At 55.0% G+C, this 16,780-nt stretch carries 15 protein-coding genes; 3 read left to right on the forward strand and 12 right to left on the reverse strand.

From position 1 onward, the window contains the following. Positions 1-4 precede the first annotated feature (4 nt). From rsxD to blr, 7 genes are all read right to left on the reverse strand, one after another. The gene (rsxD, locus tag OGX84_RS09200) at positions 5-1,057 is read right to left on the reverse strand and encodes an electron transport complex subunit RsxD (RefSeq protein ID WP_012132514.1); all 1,053 of its coding nucleotides are present in this window, start codon (positions 1,055-1,057) and stop codon (positions 5-7) included. Beyond that, entirely contained in the window at positions 1,058-3,076 is a 2,019-nt protein-coding gene (gene rsxC / locus OGX84_RS09205; protein ID WP_286457870.1) for an electron transport complex subunit RsxC, read from the reverse strand. Beyond that, positions 3,069-3,647: an electron transport complex subunit RsxB gene (rsxB, locus tag OGX84_RS09210; protein WP_012132512.1), complete on the reverse strand. Its 579-nt coding sequence runs from the start codon at positions 3,645-3,647 to the stop codon at positions 3,069-3,071. Before rsxB ends, rsxC begins: the two co-directional genes overlap by 8 nt. Continuing rightward, positions 3,647-4,228, reverse strand: coding sequence for an electron transport complex subunit RsxA (gene rsxA, locus OGX84_RS09215; protein WP_005121199.1), 582 nt, complete (start codon positions 4,226-4,228; stop codon positions 3,647-3,649). Before rsxA ends, rsxB begins: the two co-directional genes overlap by 1 nt. A gap of 76 nt (positions 4,229-4,304) precedes the next feature. After that, positions 4,305-4,745 (reverse strand): DUF2569 domain-containing protein, encoded by a 441-nt coding sequence (locus OGX84_RS09220; protein WP_012132511.1) that lies wholly within the window; start codon positions 4,743-4,745, stop codon positions 4,305-4,307. Between the two features lie 89 nt (positions 4,746-4,834). Further along, complete coding sequence (gene ydgT / locus OGX84_RS09225) at positions 4,835-5,050, reverse strand: transcription modulator YdgT (RefSeq protein WP_024130361.1); 216 nt, start codon at positions 5,048-5,050, stop codon at positions 4,835-4,837. Between the two features lie 306 nt (positions 5,051-5,356). Further along, entirely contained in the window at positions 5,357-5,482 is a 126-nt protein-coding gene (gene blr / locus OGX84_RS09230) for a division septum protein Blr (protein ID WP_048902389.1), read from the reverse strand. A gap of 244 nt (positions 5,483-5,726) precedes the next feature. Here blr and OGX84_RS09235 point away from each other — a divergent pair, with 244 nt between their 5' ends. Then, positions 5,727-6,767 (forward strand): oxidoreductase, encoded by a 1,041-nt coding sequence (locus tag OGX84_RS09235; RefSeq protein WP_024130359.1) that lies wholly within the window; start codon positions 5,727-5,729, stop codon positions 6,765-6,767. Between the two features lie 116 nt (positions 6,768-6,883). Here OGX84_RS09235 and add read toward each other — a convergent pair whose 3' ends face one another. From add to malX, 3 genes are all read right to left on the reverse strand, one after another. Beyond that, the gene (gene add / locus OGX84_RS09240; protein WP_275166268.1) at positions 6,884-7,885 is read right to left on the reverse strand and encodes an adenosine deaminase; all 1,002 of its coding nucleotides are present in this window, start codon (positions 7,883-7,885) and stop codon (positions 6,884-6,886) included. Positions 7,886-7,985: 100 nt separating this feature from the next. Continuing rightward, positions 7,986-9,158 (reverse strand): MalY/PatB family protein, encoded by a 1,173-nt coding sequence (locus OGX84_RS09245; protein ID WP_112002416.1) that lies wholly within the window; start codon positions 9,156-9,158, stop codon positions 7,986-7,988. Between the two features lie 10 nt (positions 9,159-9,168). Continuing rightward, positions 9,169-10,761: a maltose/glucose-specific PTS transporter subunit IIBC gene (gene malX / locus OGX84_RS09250; RefSeq protein ID WP_112002417.1), complete on the reverse strand. Its 1,593-nt coding sequence runs from the start codon at positions 10,759-10,761 to the stop codon at positions 9,169-9,171. Between the two features lie 176 nt (positions 10,762-10,937). Here malX and OGX84_RS09255 point away from each other — a divergent pair, with 176 nt between their 5' ends. Then, positions 10,938-11,966, forward strand: a complete 1,029-nt coding sequence (locus OGX84_RS09255) for a Mal regulon transcriptional regulator MalI (RefSeq protein WP_112002418.1) — start codon at positions 10,938-10,940, stop codon at positions 11,964-11,966. A 70-nt stretch (positions 11,967-12,036) separates the two neighbouring features. Here OGX84_RS09255 and OGX84_RS09260 read toward each other — a convergent pair whose 3' ends face one another. Further along, positions 12,037-13,545 carry a YdgA family protein gene (locus OGX84_RS09260; RefSeq protein ID WP_112002419.1) on the reverse strand — a complete coding sequence of 503 codons (1,509 nt, stop codon included), beginning with the start codon at positions 13,543-13,545 and terminating at the stop codon, positions 12,037-12,039. Positions 13,546-13,647: 102 nt separating this feature from the next. Continuing rightward, positions 13,648-14,823: a mannose-6-phosphate isomerase gene (gene manA, locus OGX84_RS09265; RefSeq protein ID WP_049011602.1), complete on the reverse strand. Its 1,176-nt coding sequence runs from the start codon at positions 14,821-14,823 to the stop codon at positions 13,648-13,650. A 261-nt stretch (positions 14,824-15,084) separates the two neighbouring features. Between manA and fumB the strand changes: the two genes are divergently transcribed. Then, positions 15,085-16,731 (forward strand): class I fumarate hydratase, encoded by a 1,647-nt coding sequence (fumB, locus tag OGX84_RS09270; protein WP_012132495.1) that lies wholly within the window; start codon positions 15,085-15,087, stop codon positions 16,729-16,731. The last annotated feature ends 49 nt before the right edge of the window (positions 16,732-16,780 follow it).

A 16,780-nucleotide genomic window follows, 5' to 3' on the forward strand; every position in this document is an offset into this window, starting at 1 on the left:
GTCCTTAGCGATGCCCGTAGACGCGAGGTCGGGTGTAGTAATCAATCAAAGGCACCGTGATATTCGCCAACAGTACGGCGAACGCCACACCGTCCGGGTATCCCCCGAAGCTGCGAATCAACCACACTAACAACCCCGCCAGCGCGCCAAAAATCAGACGACCACGATTGGTTGTCGAGGCGGTGACGGGATCGGTCAGAATAAAGAACGCGCCCAGCATTGTCGCGCCAGAAAGCAGATGCAACTGCGGAGACGCCAGTGAATCCCCGGCGAATGCCCATCCCAGAGTGGAGCAGACAGCCAGCGTCACTAAAAAGCTGACCGGAATGTGCCAGCGGATCGCTTTTTGCCAGAGCAGCCACACGCCACCAATAAGCCAGGCGATGTTTACCCACTGCCAGCCCGCACCGGCCAGCATGCCGCTGTAGATGGGGTACTGCATAATCTGTTCAACGGCGTGCCCGGCATGTAACGAGGTTTTGAACGTATCGAGCGGCGTAGCCTGGCTGATGCCGTCAATGCCCATGCGTAACGTATTCATGTCGCCGCCGCTGGCGGTGTGTCCGGTGAAGATGACCTGCAACGCATCCAGAAGGCCTGGCGCCGTTGCGGCGATGTCATGCGGCGGGAGCCAGCTTGTCATCTGTACCGGGAATGAAATCAACAGAACGACATAACCAATCATCGCTGGGTTGAATGGGTTTTGCCCCAGACCGCCGTAAAGCTGCTTGGCGATAATGACGGCAAATACGGTGCCCAATACCACCATCCACCACGGGGCGAGAGGCGGTATGCTCACAGCGAGCAGCAAACCGGTCAGCAATGCTGAATTGTCTTTTAAGATAGCGGCGATCGGCTGTTTACGCAGTTGAAGCACGGCGGCTTCTGCGGCCAGCGCGCTGACTGCGGCCAGTATAATCTGGAACAATGTGCCCCAACCGAAAAACCATAGCTGAGTGGCAATCCCCGGCAGCGCGGCGATTAACACCAGCATCATGATACGCGATGTCTGGCGCTGGTTATGGGTATAAGGCGAGCTTGCGATTCTGAATACCATTTATTCCTCGTTAACAACCTGCTGCTGTGCTGCTTTTTTTGCCTGAACGCGGGCAATCGCCGCTGCGACGGCGGCTTTACGCGGGTCGACCGGTTCGGCGGGTTCCGCAGCGGCCTGCTGTTCCTGCTTACGCGCTTTGGCGCGGGCAATTGCCGCTTCGACAGCGGCTTTGCGCGGGTCGACCGGTTCGGCGGGTTCCGCTGCGGTCTGCTGTTCCTGCTTACGCGCTTTGGCGCGGGCGATTGCCGCTTCGACGGCGGCTTTACGCGGGTCGACCGGTTCGGTAGGTTCCGCAGCGGTCTGCTGTTCCTGCTTGCGCGCTTTGGCGCGGGCGATTGCTGCTTCGACGGCAGCTTTACGCGGGTCGACTGGTTCGGCGGGTTCCGCAGCGGCGTTCTCCGTCTGCCTGGCGCGCGCCTGCGCTTTACGCGCTTCACGGGCAGCAATAACCGCGCTGTTATCCGGCTTCTCTCCCGCGTTAATGACAACAGGCTGAGTCGCCTGTGCCTGTTTCTCTTTTACGCGCGCCAGCGCTGCGGCGATGGCATCCTGATCTTTTGCCGCAGGTTGTGCAGCCGCATTTTTATGGCGCTCAAGGCGTGCGGCTTTCTCACGCTCCAGTCGCGCCTGTCTGGCCTCAAAACGCGCTTTCGCTTCAGCCGCGCGTTTTTCTTCTTGCGCGATCGCGTAAATCTCCGCTTTTTCCTGACGGAAATACTGCACAAGCGGAATACTGCTGGGGCATACCCAGGCGCAAGCGCCGCACTCAATGCAGTCGGCAATGTTATGCGCGGTGGCTTTATCGTGCTGTTGGCCTTTGCTGAACCAGTACAACTGCTGGGGCAACAAATCGGCGGGACAGGCATCGGCACAGGCGCTACAGCGGATACAACCTTGCTCTTCCGGCGTTTCGCCCATTTCCGTAGCGGAAGGCGCGAGAAGGCAGTTAGTGATCTTCACGACGGGAACATCAAGCCAGGGCAGGGTAAAGCCCATCAGTGGGCCGCCCATAATCACCATTTGATCGGCTGAAGAACAGAAGCCCGCATCATTAAGCAGGTGGCTGACAGGCGTCCCCAGCCTGGCCCAGACGTTACCGGGACGGCTGACGGACTCTCCGGTCAAGGTCACAACGCGCTCGGTGATCGGTTCCCCGTCAATCACTGCGCGTTTGACGGCATAAGCCGTACCAACGTTTTGCATCAGCACGCCGATATCAGAAGAGCGGCCGCCGTGCGGAACCTGTTTCCCGGTCAGGATCTGGGTAAGTTGTTTTGCGCCGCCGGAAGGGTATTTCGTTGGGATAACGCGTAACGCGATATCATGCGCATCGGCCAGAACGGCACGCAGCATTGAAATGGCCTGCGGCTTGTTATCTTCGATACCTATCAGGATCTCACGCGGTTGCAGAATATGGGCAAGGATACGGATGCCTTCCACCACCTGCGCGGCGCAATCCTGCATTAAGCGGTCATCAGCGGTGATATAGGGTTCACACTCCGCCGCGTTGATGATCAGCGTTTCAATCTTATCGCCGCCGCCCTGTAATTTGACGCCGGTCGGGAACCCCGCGCCGCCGAGCCCGGCAACGCCGAACTGGTGAATCCGGGTAATTAGCTCTTCGCGGCTGCGGCGCTGATAATCCGCCCAGCCGTCGCGTTCGATCCAGCGATCTTCGCCATCGGCATCAATAATCACGCTAAGCTCAGCCAGGGCTGACGGGTGCGCGGTAGAGTGGGGCGCAATCGCGATAACCTTCCCGGACGTCGGCGCATGGACGGGCAGCATGCGGCCGCGACCTCGGGTCAGCGGCTGGCCTCGCAGGACGCGATCGCCCACGTTAACGCACAGCTCTCCCTCAGCGCCAATATGCTGCTTAAGAGGAATGATAAAGCGCGGCGCCAGTGGAACCTGTCGCAGAGGCGTACCGTTTGACTGGGTTTTCATTTCCGGCGGATGAATGCCGCCATCGAAATCCCAGATTTTATCTTTTCTGAATGCAGAGAATAACTTAAGCATGTTGTTCCACGGGAATGATACGAACGGGGATGGTGTTCAAATCCCACTTCCAACTGTCAGGTGTTTCCGCGACCGGGCGTAATTCAATGCATTGCGTCGGGCACGGGTCAACGCACAGATTACAGCCAGTGCAGAGATCGCTCATGACCGTATGCATCGCGCGCGTGGCGCCCACAATGGCATCCACCGGGCATGCCTGAATACATTTAGTGCAGCCGATGCAATTGTTTTCATCGATGACCGCCAGCATACGCACTGGCGCAACTTCTTGTTCATCACCGTCGATAGGTTGCGGATCGACGTTCAGTAACGTTGCAATTTTCAACATCACCGCTTCGCCGCCTGGCGCACAGCGGTTAATTTTTTCACCCTGACTACCGATGGCTTCAGCATAAGGGCGGCAGCCAGGATAGCCGCACTGCCCACACTGGCTCTGCGGTAAAATTTCGTCGATTTTTTCGACTACGGGATCGTCTTCCACGGCAAACCGGCGGGAGGCGTACCCCAGGATGGCGCCGAATGCCAGGCCCAGCAGGCTCACAGCGACTACGGCAATCCAGATAGCATTCATTACAACTTCACCAAACCACTAAAGCCCATAAAGGCCAGAGACATTAAACCTGCGGTAATCAGCGCAATCGCGTTACCGCGAAAAGGGGCAGGGACGTCTGCCACGGCGAGGCGCTCGCGAATCGCCGCGAACAGCACCATCACCAGAGAGAAGCCGACGGCGGCGGAGAAACCGTACAACGCCGACTGCAAAAAATTATGACCGAGGTTAATGTTCAACAGCGCCACGCCAAGCACCGCGCAGTTGGTGGTGATGAGCGGCAGGAAAATCCCCAGCAGACGGTACAATGCCGGACTGGTTTTACGCACCACCATCTCAGTAAATTGCACTACCACCGCGATGACCAGAATAAACGCCAGCGTCCGCAGGTAGATGAGATCGAGCGGAATCAAAATCCAGGTGTCAATCAGCCAGGCGCAGATAGACGCCAGCGTCATCACAAACGTGGTGGCGAGCCCCATACCCATTGCGGTTTCCAGCTTTTTGGAAACCCCCATAAACGGGCAAAGACCCAGAAACTTGACCAGTACAAAGTTATTGACCAGCACAGTTCCGACAAAGAGCAGCAGGTAATCAGTCATTTTTCGGCCTGAAATAAAAAAGCCGCCTATTATCTGTCAATCTACAGCAGGCGACAACAGGTTAACTGTAAGGGTATTACGGGTTCACAAACGTTGCTTTAACGCGCGCCGAGCGTTTGAAATAGGGTACGATCAGCGCGGCCGCCAGTAACGGGAACAACAGCTGGCGAACCGCAAACGCGTCTGAGACTGGCGAAAAGGCAAAGGCTTTAATTGCCAGCAAGACCGACACCAGCAGCCAGATAATATAATGTTTAGGCACGCAGTGGCGGCGCTTGAAGAAGGCGATGGTCAACCATAGGGTGTAATACCACATTGCGATGGCGGTAATAAACGAAACGCCCCACAACAACAGGTTGCCGGTACTTTGCTCACTGAGCATATGGAATGTCTGCGGCGTAGCCAGCGCAGTAGCATAGAGCAATAACGCGAGCGAGGCGCTCAGTAACGCGACTAACAGCCAGGCCAGTGGGCCAAGCAACCAGCCCCCGATGCGTTGTGCCGGTGTTGTGGTCATATCTTCTCCAGATTTGCCAGCGCGAACAGGCAGACTATTTCATTTTGGGGCCAGTATTATAAAGCTTTTAATGCCGATCGCTACTTTCTTTATTGTACGTAATGCCAGACTGATTTTGGCACCTGACCGACATCATACAGACGACCGCCCGAGACCAGTTCCGCGCGACGATGATCTGCGGCGCGATACATATTGATGATCTCCCGATCGTCAGAGAGGGTGTAGTTAAGGTGATCAAACAGTTTTTCCAGGCTCTCAAGCGAACTGATTTTGCGGAATTTTAATAAATAATCCTGAACTGTCATAAATAGCGATCCATATTAAACAAATAACACCAACGGAGTAGTGAATATAAAAATAAACAAAACGACACCGAAAAGAATAATCGGCGCGCAAGGGTAAATAAGCGTATTCTTACGTGTCATGAATCAGGTGAGCAGAGCACCTGCCGGAAGGGTAACGCGCTTCATGACAACTGGCAATAAGCGTGCGGCCAGCAGACGGCATATTTCGCTTTTTTTGCCGCTTTTCATCTTTTCCTGATTTTTCTGGCTGTAAACCGAAACCATTTCTGACGATATGCTGCTATGCCGCAACTGGCCAGGACACGCTTATTTTTTCTGAACGGAGGCCGTCGGTTCAGGGGGCTGGTAATTATCGATATGGCTGGCGACGCCTAAGAGGATCACTGAGACAACGAGAACAATCCAACCGGTTAATTCAATAAGGCGATTCATTACTGACGACATTTTTTGCTTTGATTTATCCATAAACACAGGATGCAAATGTTACTCATCAATAAATAAGACGGCAAGGGTGTCGGGAACGATTTCAGCGACTTTTTCGCCGCAGGAGAGCCCAAAGTCACTGATGTTTGACTTAAGTTAAGCAACAACCTTTATAACCTGGCGGTTATTAAACTATTGTGAGTGGTTAAGGGATAGTGTGAAATGACCCCGTTCTGACATGAGAGGCAAAGACATGAGTGACAACATCCGGGTAGGGCTAATTGGTTATGGTTATGCCAGCAAGACTTTCCATGCGCCCTTAATCGTGGGGACGCCGGGTCTGGAACTGGCGGCGGTTTCCAGTAGTGATGAAACAAAAGTGAAGGCGGACTGGCCTTCTGTGGCGGTTGTCTCAGAGCCTAAGCATCTTTTTAACGATCCGAATATCGACCTTATCGTCATTCCTACGCCCAACGACACCCATTTTCCGCTGGCGAAAGCCGCGCTTGAAGCGGGAAAACATGTGGTTGTGGATAAACCCTTTACCGTGACACTGTCACAAGCCCGTGAACTCGACGCCCTGGCGCGCAGCCTGGGGCGCGTGCTTTCTGTGTTCCATAACCGCCGTTGGGACAGTGATTTCCTGACGCTGAAAGGATTGCTGGCCGATGGCGTTCTGGGGGAAGTGGCTTACTTTGAATCCCATTTCGACCGTTTCCGCCCGCAGGTACGCGATCGCTGGCGCGAACAGGGCGGCCCTGGCAGCGGTATCTGGTACGATCTGGCGCCGCATCTGCTGGATCAGGCGATCAATCTGTTCGGTTTGCCGGTCAGCATGACGGTGGATCTGGCGCAGCTTCGTCCTGGCGCGCAGTCGACGGATTATTTCCACGCGATATTATCCTACCCGCAGCGTCGGGTGATTCTGCACGGTACGATGCTGGCAGCGGCAGAATCAGCACGTTATATCGTGCATGGCTCACGCGGCAGTTACGTGAAATATGGCCTCGATCCACAAGAGGAACGGTTGAAAAACGGTGAGCGACTGCCGCAGGAAGACTGGGGTTACGACATGCGTGACGGCGTGTTGACGCGCGTGGAAGGCGAAGACCGTGTGGAAGAGACCTGGCTGACGGTGCCGGGTAATTATCCGGCTTATTATGCGGGCATCCGTGACGCGCTGAATGGCAACGGTGAAAACCCGGTTCCGGCGAGCCAGGCGATCCAGATTATGGAGTTGATTGAGCTGGGGATTGAATCAGCGAAGCATCGCTCTACGCTGTGCCTCGCGTGATGACGGTGTACTCTTCTGGCGCCGGGTGTTGCCGGATGGCGGCGTAAACGCCTTATCCGGCCTACGGTTGTGTCGTTACAGGACTGATAAGCGCAGCGCCATCAGGCGTTGCGTGCTTAAACCGCAGCGACTTTCTCACGCAATGTGCGTTTTTCCGCTTCGCTTAAAAACGCCATTTCCAGACCATTGATCTGCGCCTGACGAATCTGCTCGCGGGTTAATCCTGCCGCCGGCGCCGCTACCGTGTATTCGTGAATAATATCCACACCCTGTACCGCGGGATCATCCGTATTCAAACTTGCCTGCACGCCATGCTCAAGGAACGTTTTCAGCGGATGTGCAGCCAGCGAGGCAACGGTGCTGGTCTGGATATTAGACGTCAGACAGGATTCGATACCGATTCGCTGTTCGACCAGAAAATCCATCAGCGCGCGATCTTCCACGGCCTTCACGCCATGACCGATACGCTCGGCGCCCAGTTCGCGAATGGCCTGCCAGATGCTCTCCGGTCCCGCCGCCTCGCCAGCATGTACGGTAATATGCCAGCCCGCATCACGCGCGCGGTTAAAGTGAGAGAGAAACAGACTGCCCGGGAAGCCAAGTTCATCGCCCGCTAAGTCAAGCGCAGTAATGTGATCGCGGTGCGCCAGCAGCGCTTCCAGTTCCTGCTGACAGGCAGCCTCGCCGAAAGTACGGCTCATGATGCCGATCAGACGAGCTTCAACGCCAAAAGTCTGGCACCCTTCACGTACGCCAGCGATGACCGCTTCGACCACACCTGCCACAGGCAACTGGTGCGTCATCGCCATATAACCCGGAGAAAAACGCAGTTCGACATAATGCAGGCCGTTGCGGGCGGCATCTTCAATATTTTCAAAGGCCACGCGACGACAGGCATCCAGCGACGCCAGAACTTTAACGCCCCAGTCGAGCTTTGCCAGAAAACTGACCAGGTCAGGCTCCGTTAAGGTGATCTGCACATGCGGAATGAGCGCGTCAAGCGTTTGTGCCGGAAGGGCTAAATTGAACTGGCGGCCAAGATCAAGAATAGTTTGGGCTCGAATGTTGCCATCAAGGTGGCGATGAACGTCAGTTAACGGAAGGGAAGTATCAATCATGGTCGCACTCTTTTTTAATATAAAAGTGCTCGCCATTATAAAAATAAAACGGGCGTAAAATCTATGTTGCGCAATAAATAATTTTATTGCGCAATCATTGTCAGCGTATAGCGTGGATCGCGTTGATCAGCCCGTTAACGCCTTTTTCGAGTTTCGAACGTGGACAACCGGCATTTAGACGAAGAAACCCGCGACCTTCTTCGCCATAAGTATACCCAGGCATGATGGCCACTTTCTGCTGATGAATCAGCGCATCCTGTAAGGCGTGGTCGTCAATATTTAGCGCTCGCAGATCAATCCAGGCCAGATAGGTCGATTGCGGAACCTGCCAGTTTAGCGTCGGGAACGCGGTGTTTAACGCATGCGCGATATAATTCAGGTTATCAGCAAGATACTCGCGCAGGGCATCCAGCCACGGCGCGCCCTGTTGATAAGCGGCAATGTGCGCGCTAAGCGCCAGAACGGCGGGCGACGACAGCCCGTCACGCCCCTTCAATACGCTGAGGTAACGATTGCGGCTTTCCTCATCGCCGATGAGCCCGTAGGCGCCGGTCAGCGCCGGAATGTTGAAGCTTTTTGACCCGGAGGTCAGCAGCGCCCAACGACCACGCGCCACATTGCTCCAGGGGATATGCGGCTGCGCGCCCCATACCATATCCATGTGGATTTCATCGGAAATGACCCGCACGCCGTGACGATGGCATAGCTCAGCCATCGTTTCCAGTTCATCGCGCGTCCATACCTTTCCGGTAGGGTTCTGCGGGCTGCACAGCAGGAGAATTTTACTCTCTGGCCGGGCGAGCACCGCTTCCAGCGCGGCCATATCGCAGTGCCAGCCGTCCGCGTTTTTCTGTAGCGTAACCGCCATAACGGTACGCTGGTTGCCTTCGATGGCGTTATAGAACGCATCGTAAGCGGGGGTGTGAATCACCACCCCTTCACCGACGGATGACCACTGGCGGATCAGCTCCGACACCATGTAGATCACGGAGGGGCCGTACACGATCGACTGCGGGTCGACCGTGGTGTGGTGACGGGTTGCGAACCAGTGGGCGATCGCCCCTAAAAACTCATCGTTTTTCCAGCGGCTGTAACCCAGCACGCCGTGCGCCAGACGTTGGTTGATGGCCTCCAGGATGCACGGCGCGGTAGCGAAATCCATATCCGAGATCGTAAACGGAAGCAGGTCAGGGGCGCCAAAGCGATCGGCGACATAATCCCACTGCGTGCACCACGTACCGTGACGATCCACCACCTTTGAAAAATCGAACATATCGTTGTCCTTATGCCTCAACCGTGTTCATCAGACCTGCCATTTCATCCTTAACGGACTGTACCTGAGGGCCAATAACCACCTGTAAGTTATGTTGATTCAGCTGTACTACGCCGATAGCGCGATTGTCCTTCAGCGCCTGTACATTCACAAGCGACATATCCTTCACTGACAGGCGCAGACGGGTAATGCAGTTATCCAGGCTGACGATATTTTCACTGCCGCCAAGCGCGGCCAGAATCGCCGGGACGTTATAGCCTGATTTCCCTGGCGTGCCCGCCATGACTTTTTCAATATTGCTGGCGATTTCGGTATCGCGGCCCGGCGTTTTCAGATTAAAGCGCGTAATAGCGAAACGGAAGATGACGTAGTACACCGCGAACCAGACGGCGGCGACCACCGGAACCAGATACCACTTGGTCGACAGACCGTGCAGGACCCCGAATACCACAAAGTCGATGATGTTGCCGTCGGTGTTGCCGATGGTGACGCCGAGGATCGCCATGATGGTGAATCCCAGACCTGTCAGCAGGGCGTGAATCACATACAGCACAGGCGCGACGAACAGGAACAGGAATTCCAGCGGCTCTGTGGTACCGCCAACGACACAGGCGATAAGACCAGAAATCAGCAGGCCCTTAATTTTGTGACGGTTTTCAGGACGCGCACAGTGGTACATCGCCAACGCAGCGCCCGGCAAGCCGCCGAGGAAGGCAGGCATTTTCCCCTGAGACAGGAAGCGGGTCGCACTTTCAGAGAAGCCGTGCGTTGTCGGGCAGCTCAGCTGCGCCTGGAAAATGGTCAACGCGCCGCTCACGCTATGGCCGCAGACTTCCTGCGTACCGCCCGCTTCGGTAAAGCGAATCAACGCGACCAGAATGTGGTGCAGGCCGAACGGCAGCAGCAGGCGCTCACCCGTACCAAAGATCATCGGACCGAAATCACCCGCGCTATTGATAATGTGGCCCAGACCGCTGATGCCCATTGCAAAAACAGGCCATACCAGCGGAATGACCAGCCCGACCAGTCCCATCACCACGGAAGAGACGATCGGCACGAAACGCGTACCGCCAAAGAAAGCCAGCGCATCGGGCAGACGAATATTGTGGAAACGCTCATGCAGCATCCAGACAACGATACCGGCGATCACCGCCCCCAGAATCCCCGTGTCGATAGACTGAATCCCGAGGATATTCTGTACGTTATTGGCTTTCAGAATGGCGGCGTCAGTCGTCGGCAGAATGCCTTTCGCCGTTAACCAGAAGTTCACGGCAAGGTTCATTACGGCGTAACCGACGAAACCGGCAAACGCGGCGACACCTTTGTTTTCACGCGCCAGACCGAGCGGAATCGCGATACAAAACATCACCGGGAGGAAGCTAAAAGCGAACGAGCCGACTTTACTCATCCAGGTAAAGATGGCCTGTAGCACCGGGTTGCCCAGCGCCGGGAGCAGGGTGACGACATCGTGGCTGCTTAACGAGCTGCCGATCCCCAGCATGATCCCGCAGAAAGAGAGCAGCGCCACGGGCAGCATAAACGTTTTACCCAACTGCTGGAAAAATTCCCATAATGTTATTTTTGGTGTTGTCTTCGTCGTCATCTAACGACTCCTCGTGAAAAAGAAGGCTGTGGTCAATTATTTGAGCGAGAAGATAAAACGTTTTACCTAATTTTAGTGCGGCGCAAATCACATTATCGAACGATAATAAAGCGTATAAATATAAGTGATTGATAAAACGTTTTATCTGTCACGTTATCAGGGAGCTTTCTTTTTTCATGGCTATAGCCAAAAAAACCACCATTCATGATGTCGCGTTGGCGGCTGGCGTTTCCGTCAGTACCGTCTCATTAGTGCTCAGTGGCAAAGGGCGGATTTCGTCAGCCACCGGCGAGCGGGTTAACGCGGCGATTGAACAGCTGGGCTTTGTGCGTAACCGCCAGGCATCGGCGCTTCGCGGTGGGCAAAGCGGCGTCATTGGGCTGATTGTGCGCGATCTGTCTGCGCCTTTTTATGCGGAACTCACGGCCGGGTTGACAGAGGCGCTGGAAGCGCAGGGGCGCATGGTCTTTTTGTTGCACGGCGGTCAGGATGGCGAACAGCTGAGTCAGCGCTTCGCTATGCTCCTTAATCAGGGTGTGGATGGCGTGGTGATCGCCGGAGCGGCGGGTAGCAGCGATGCGCTCCGGGAACGGGCAGAAGAAAAAGGGATTCCGGTGGTGTTTGCCTCGCGCGCCAGTTATCTGGAAGAGGTGGATACTGTCCGGCCGGATAACATGCAGGCGGCGCAGCTACTGACGGAACATCTGATTCGCCTTGGGCATCAGCGGATCGCGTGGCTGGGAGGGCAAAGCTCCTCATTAACGCGCGCGGAGCGCGTCGGCGGCTATTGCGCGACGCTGCTGAAGTTTGGGTTGCCTTTTCACAGCGACTGGGTGCTGGAGTGCGCATCCAGCCAGAAGCAGGCCGCCGAAGCCATTACCGCATTACTGCGGCATAACCCGACCATCAGCGCAGTGGTGTGCTACAACGAAACCATTGCAATGGGGGCATGGTTTGGCCTGATGAAAGCGGGGCGGCAGAGTGGTGAAATTGGCGTTGATCGCTATTTTGAACAACAGATCTCGCTGGCGGCGTTTGCTGATGTGGCGGAAAACGCGCTGGACGATCTGCCGATTATCTGGGCCAGTACGCCAGCTCGCGAAATTGGCTATACCCTTGCGGAGCGCATCCTGCAACGGATTGGTCATGAAGAGAGCCATTCGCGCAGCCAGACCATTTCCGCTCGTCTGGTGACGCAAAAATAGCGTGGCGGGACAGGTGTTTGAATGGCGGCCCGACGGGAAAATCCCGCCGGGCGCGGGACGTACAGAAAACTTACTGCTGAGGAATCGCCGGAGCGTCCGGCACGGAGAGCGCAGGCATACCAAACATGCCGACAAACTCTTCCAGCGTCATTTTTTGCCCGTTGAGCGTTACCTGACCATTGGCATACTGTAGGTTGGTGGCGATGGTATTATCCTGCAACGTGGTGATGCGGAACATTTGCCCCATCGCGGCTAACCCTTTGACTTGTTGATTCGCCAGCTTATCGGCATCTTCCTGCTGATAACCTTCCAGTCTGGCGACCTGAGTCATAAACTCAACGGCCATATCCATCGGGATCGTCAGCTTCGCGTCAAGAGATTTAACGGAACGATCCACTTCCTGAGTCAGCGTTTGCGGTTCTTCAGTGGTCGCGGCCGGATCTTTCAGGAACAAGGAGAGGTTCAGCGCGGTCTCGCCTTTAGCGTTTTTCCAGCTTAACGGCGCGACGGTAATCACCGGTTCGCCCTTCATCAGCAGCGGCAGGGCGCCAAAGAACGCTTCGGTCACTTTCTCCTGATAAAGTTCAGGATTTTGCACCACCTCGGGTTGCGTCATCAGCGCCTGAGTCTGAGCGTTATACTGGCGGCTAAACTGGTGCCAGGCTTCACCATCGATCTGTCCCACTTTCAGCGTCAGCTTGCCGCTACCCAGATCCTGATTCTGCACTTTAAGGCTGTTCAGCGAGTAATCCAGCTGGCTATTGATGGTTTTGCCGTCGTTGACGAGATCGGACTTACCGTCGATCACCATGCCTTCCAGCACGGCCATCTCTTTACCTTCTACCGATACCGTCATTTTTTCCAGCGACAGCGTCTGGTTGCCAATACGCTCGCCGAAGCTGGCCAGGGTGCTGGAACCGTCGGTTTTCAGATTATTAAAAGTAATCTGGACTTTCTGGTTATATTCGTTGACGGCATCCACCAGGCCGCTTTGCGCTTCGCCTGACAGTGAAACAACATTGCCGTCTTTATCGGCATTCAGCTGAAATTCCCCGCCGCTAAAGGCGACTTTTTCACCGTTATTTTCATAATTCAACGGCTTGAGCGAGATATCTGAGCGGGTATCGCCGCCATAACCAATCCGGGAATTAATCTCGACCGGCGTCTCGCCCTTTGCGATATCAAACAACGGTCTGGTGACGTCGTTGTTGACCAGGGTCGTCTTCACCGAGGCCATCGCAGGGATAAGGTTAAACGATTTCAACTGTGTGAACGGGAAAGGGCCATGATCCACCGCTTCGTTCAGTACGACGCTTTGTCCTGGTTTCAGCCAGGGGTTTTCCTTGCCTTCGACAGGCTTCGCCACCAGCTGTAACTGGCTGCTGAAAATGCCGCGCTGGTAGTTTTGATAGCTCAGCTCAATGGCGGCTTCAGGCGCCGTGCGTTTAAGCTGCTCATTTGCCTGATTCACCATCTGTGCGAGATGCGTTTCCAGTTTTTTCCCGGTGTACCAGGCCCCGCCTGTCCAGACTACGCCCAGGGCGACGATCACACCTGTAGCTACCAGCGATTTTTTCATATCGATTATCCATAAAAATGAAACCAGGCGGATTAAACCGCCTGGAGAAGTTGTGAGCCTTTAACTAGCTTAGCAAGAGTTATTAAAAAATTCAGTATGTTGCTACAGCTTGTTGTAAACCCTGGCCAAACGGCCCACGCCGCTGGCGTTGACCGGAGACTCATCAGCGCCGATAAACGCGGATTCGCCGGGTTTCAACACCAGACGCTGCTCGCCCTTGCTCAGCACCGCTTCTCCTTCCACGCAGAACAGAATGGCGGCGCTCTGCTGGCTGATAGCCGTTTCCTGAGCGGAGAGGTCATGCAGCGAAAACGCGAAATCTTCCACCGGAATCGGGAAGTCCAGTTCCGCACCGTGTTTTACCGGCGTTGTCAGCAGCTGATCCGCTGGTTTGGCAACGAATTTGACGTTTGCGACCAGTTCAGGAATGTCGATATATTTCGGCGTCAGCCCGGCGCGCAGGACGTTATCGGAGTTCGCCATCACTTCCAGCGCCACACCCTGCAAATAGGCATGAGGCGTTTCGGCAAACAGGAACATGGCTTCGCCAGGGTTCAGCTTGACCACGTTCAGCAGCAGTGGAGAGAAGAGGCCGCTGTCATCCGGGTAAAATTCGGATATGACGCGGATCGTCTGCCACGGTTCACCCTGTTGGCTGTTCAGCGCCGCTTTCAGTACCGCCAGCGCGCGGGATTTTTCATCGCCCTGCATATTGAGCAGGCTGGCGAACAGCTGGCTCAGGCGTTCGGCATTCGGTTCTTGCAGGAAGTGGGCAATGGCGGTATGCGCGCCGGAAACAGGTTGCAGCAGGGAAACAATCTCAGAGAACTCGCGGAATGCGTTCATCGCCAGGAACGGCGTCAGGGCAAAGACCAGTTCAGGCTTGTGGTTCGGATCTTTATAGTTACGCTCGGCGGCATCCATCGGAATACCGGCCGCATTCTCTTTCGCGAAACCCATTTCTGAGTTGTGTTTATTCGGATGAACCTGGATGGAAAGCGGCTGCGCGGCACACAGCACTTTAAACAGGAAGGGCAGCTCGCCAAAACGTTTTGCGACAGACTCACCCAGCAGTGTGGCTTTATCGTGCTCAATCACGTCGCGTAACGAGACGGCTTTCCCGTCAGCGCCTTCAATTCGGGAGCTGCTCTTGGGATGGGCGCCCATCCAGAGCTCTGCCATTGGCTGCTGAGACGGATTCGCAATGCCGTAGAGTTCCGTTAACGCAGTTTTACTACCCCATGCATAGTTTTGCACTGAGTTGATGAGTTTTTGCATTATCAAGCCCTGTTTCAATATGGAAATTAATTCGCGTATTAAACCAAGAAACCCGCGGGAAGTAACCTCTGCGCGCAAAAAGTCGTACTTGTCTCAGTTTTTGTTAAAAAATTGTGTAGGATGGTGTAACTCGCTTTTTACACCCTGACGCATTCGGGTTGCAGGACAATAACATGTCTGCCGCTGGAGGCGTGACGGGTAAGCAGGGCAATGGAACATCTGCCCAGAGAATAACCAGACCGAGCAGTAAGTGAGAGAACAATGTCGAACAAACCCTTCCATTATCAGGCTCCTTTTCCCCTCAAAAAGGACGATACCGAATATTACCTGTTGACCAGTGAGCACGTTTCCGTTGCCGAATTTGAAGGGCAGGAAGTGCTTAAGGTCGCTCCTGAAGCGCTAACGCTGATGGCGCGTCAGGCATTCCACGATGCTTCGTTTATGCTGCGCCCTGCGCATCAACAGCAGGTCGCTGATATCCTGCGCGACCCGGACGCCAGCGAAAACGATAAATATGTCGCGCTGCAATTCCTGCGCAACTCGGACATTGCCGCAAAAGGGATTTTACCAACCTGCCAGGACACCGGTACGGCCATTATCGTTGGTAAAAAAGGCCAGCGCGTCTGGACTGGCGGCGGTGATGAGGCTGCGCTGGCGCGCGGCGTTTATAACACTTACATCGAAGATAACCTGCGCTATTCGCAAAATGCCCCGCTGGATATGTATAAAGAGGTCAATACCGGCACCAACCTGCCCGCGCAGATTGATCTCTACAGCGTTGATGGCGATGAATACAAATTCCTGTGTATCGCCAAAGGCGGCGGTTCCGCCAACAAAACCTATCTGTATCAGGAAACCAAAGCGCTGCTGACGCCGGGCAAACTGAAAAATTACCTGGTCGATAAAATGCGCACTCTGGGGACGGCGGCCTGTCCTCCGTATCACATCGCCTTCGTGATCGGCGGGACGTCGGCGGAAGCAACGCTGAAAACGGTTAAGCTGGCCTCCGCAAAATACTATGACGAACTGCCGACGGAAGGGAACGAACACGGTCAGGCATTCCGCGACGTGGAGCTGGAAAAAGAGTTGCTGACGGAAGCGCAGAATCTCGGGTTAGGCGCCCAGTTCGGCGGTAAATATTTTGCCCATGATATCCGCGTCATTCGTTTACCGCGTCACGGCGCGTCCTGTCCGGTCGGGATGGGCGTCTCCTGCTCTGCGGATCGCAACATTAAAGCGAAAATCAACCGCAAAGGTATCTGGATCGAGAAACTGGAACATAATCCGGGTAAATATATTCCTGAAGAATTGCGCCAGGCAGGCGAAGGCGAGGCGGTTCGCGTTGACCTCAATCAGCCAATGAAAGCGATCCTGCAACAGTTGTCGCAGTATCCGGTTTCGACTCGTCTGTCGCTGAACGGGACGATTATTGTGGGGCGTGATATCGCGCACGCCAAACTGAAAGAACGGATGGACCGTGGCGAAGGGTTGCCGCAGTATGTTAAAGATCATCCGATCTACTACGCGGGGCCGGCAAAAACGCCTGAAGGATACGCGTCCGGTTCGCTGGGGCCAACGACCGCAGGACGTATGGACTCTTACGTCGATCAGCTTCAGTCGCAGGGCGGCAGTATGATTATGCTGGCCAAAGGCAACCGTAGCCAACAGGTGACCGATGCCTGCCATAAACACGGCGGCTTCTATCTGGGCAGCATTGGCGGGCCTGCCGCCGTGCTGGCGCAGGGCAGCATCAGGAGTCTGGAATGCGTGGAATACCCTGAACTGGGGATGGAAGCGATCTGGAAAATTGAAGTGGAAGATTTTCCGGCCTTTATCCTGGTGGATGACAAAGGCAATGATTTCTTCCAGCAAATTCAAACTTCGCAGTGCACGCGCTGCGTGAAGTAAGACAATAAGAAGGTACATTTGCAGGCCGGGTAAGGCGCTGTGCCGCCCG

The organism is Citrobacter sp. CK202 (assembly GCF_030333225.1).
Classification (GTDB): domain Bacteria; phylum Pseudomonadota; class Gammaproteobacteria; order Enterobacterales; family Enterobacteriaceae; genus Citrobacter_B; species Citrobacter_B koseri.